Below are 2364 nucleotides of genomic sequence, written 5' to 3'. Positions count from 1 at the left end.
GGCATATAACTGACAAAGTTGTGTCAGTGCTGATTTGCATTTTTCATCTGTTGTTTCGTGGACTTGTTTTTGGAACTGTTCCAAAACTACCCTTTCAATGTAAGCCTTGCCTACATTGACCAAATGGTGTTGTGCCACATTGAATGCATCGAAAGAGTCCATCCCCTCATCAATATGCCTTTTGAGCCTTTGGGCTGCACTGCTCAGAATGGCTCTTTCCCTGTAAGTAAAAGCACTGAGGTGAAAACCAAAATCCAAGAGATGGTCCTTGTCAGTACTACGAATGATAATAGGATTTTTCTCAATAAATGAAGTCTTTGCTTGGTTGGCTACAAAATTGAAAATAGTAAAAATATTCATATCTCCAAATTCCTGCCTGAATTCGGTCAGTCGATTTTTGGCCACCAATTGCATTAAGACAATATTGTCACCTTCAAAAGTCGTGTACACATCCGTATCATTCTTGAGCGCATCAATCCGGTTTTCGGAAAGATATCCCTTTCCGCCACAGGCTTCCCTGCATTCCTGAAGTGTGGCAGTAGTAAACCATGTTGCATAGGATTTGAGCCCGGCTGCAAGAGCTTCTATTTCCTGGGCATCCTCTTCTTTCCTGTCCAAAAATCTTCGGGTGAGATACTTCAAGCCAAAATGCAGGGCATAGGATTTGGCTAAAGGCGGCATCAATCTTCTCTGATGCATCCTGTAATTGAGAATAGGCACCTCCTCTCCACCTTCGGGACCAAACTGTTTTCTGTTTTCACCATATCTGATGGCTATGGTCAAACCTGTCTTGCTGGCAGAAAGTGCTGATCGTGGGATTCCGATTCTGCCACCTACCAAAGTTCCCAGCATAACGAAAAATCTCCGGTTATCTGAACTGATGGGGCTTTCAAATTCCCCTTGCTCATTGACAGTTGCAAATTTGTCCAGCATGTTTTCCTTTGGGATGACAACTTGGTCAAAATAGATAACGCCATTGTCCACGCCATTTAGGCCCATTTTTCTGCCACAATCTTCAATCCTCACTCCCTTGATGCTATTCCCTTCTGATGTCCTTAAGGGAACCACAAATGCATTGACTCCATAATCTTCCCCATTAATGATCAGCTTGGCAAATACAGTTGCAGCCTGTCCATGAAGGGCAGCATTTCCGATATATTCTTTTCTTGCTTCAGGATTTGGGGTATGGATGACAAAGGTTTGGTCGTGGTGATTGTAAGTGGCTGTCGTTTCCAATTCCCGCACATTGGAGCCGTGGCCTGTTTCGGTCATGGCAAAGCAACCAGGCAATTTCAGGCTTCCGATGTCTTTGAGGTATTTTTTATGGTGGTTTTCTGTTCCCAAAAAGAAAATGCTCATACCCCAAAGTCCAAACTGTACCCCAAACTTGATCACCATACTCAAGTCATGATAGCTCAAAGTTTCCATGATGGTAAAGTAACCCTCCATATCATCTTTTCCGCCGGTATATTCAGGGAAGGCCCAGGAACCATAACCCTGTTTGGCCAATTCCTGACACCATTGCAAGACTTGTTCCCTGTAGTCCAGAAGGCTGTCGTATTCCCTGTAAGCAAAAGTGGGATCAGCGATAACCCTTTTTACATTTTTGATCAAGTTGGATTGGCTTCCATCCATTAATGAAGTCATTAGCCCAATATCAAAATTACTTTCTTTTTGATACTCTGTGGTGACGGTTTTATGGTCCGATTTAAAAGTGAATCCTGCTTCCCTGCTCAAAAGACCTAATGCCAACTCTGTTTCCTGAAAGTCGGCCTGAAGGTTGGATTCGAAATTTAGTACTTTCTTGCCTGAATTATGGGCAGCCAAGGCTTTCCCGATTTCATATAGATTTGGCAAATTGTTCAGCTCCAGTTTTTTGACAGCAGACTTCCAAGATTTGAAGTCCTTGGGTTTTGGGGGTTTTAAGGGGTCTAACAAGGAGAGGAGCCAGCTTTTTTCATCTTCGTTGATCCAAGATTGTTTTTCGATCAATGAATTGATTCGTTTCAGTTCTGAAGGAGTCAATACACCATCTGACCAAAGGGTATAATATAAAGGTAAAAATATATAGAGTTTTGGGTTATCTGTAATATGTTTGGAATGGAGCATGTCTTTGGTTTTTTGGCATTAAAGAAATGTGAACTTGGAAATTCAGTAGAGTTTTTAGTTCTGTTTTGAACTTTAAGTCGTACACTCTATTACGGTATCTTAAGTAAATGGATTGTTTTAATATCAGCCGGTGTTTTTCAGACCACTGGCCAAAGCAGTGGTGATTTCCAGCAATTTTTTTACCAGAGGTTCTCCTATTTCCGGGTTATTGCTTTTTATCTTTCTCCATTTGGACAACTCATCAATTTGGAGCTT

1 protein-coding gene is annotated in these 2364 nt (G+C 41.8%); it reads right to left on the bottom strand.

What is annotated here, in order from left to right; translation table 11 throughout:
• Positions 1-2109, bottom strand: a 2109-nt coding sequence (locus ACEW8U_RS10090) for an acyl-CoA dehydrogenase (RefSeq protein ID WP_373521914.1), incomplete at its 3' end; no start/stop codon positions are given.
• Between the last annotated feature and the right edge of the window lie 255 nt (positions 2110-2364).

The sequence above is a fragment of the Aquiflexum sp. genome (assembly GCF_041751335.1).
Taxonomy (GTDB): Bacteria; Bacteroidota; Bacteroidia; order Cytophagales; family Cyclobacteriaceae; genus Aquiflexum.
Note: the sequence above shows the minus strand (reverse complement) of the source record. Positions and strands in the feature narration are given on the sequence as shown.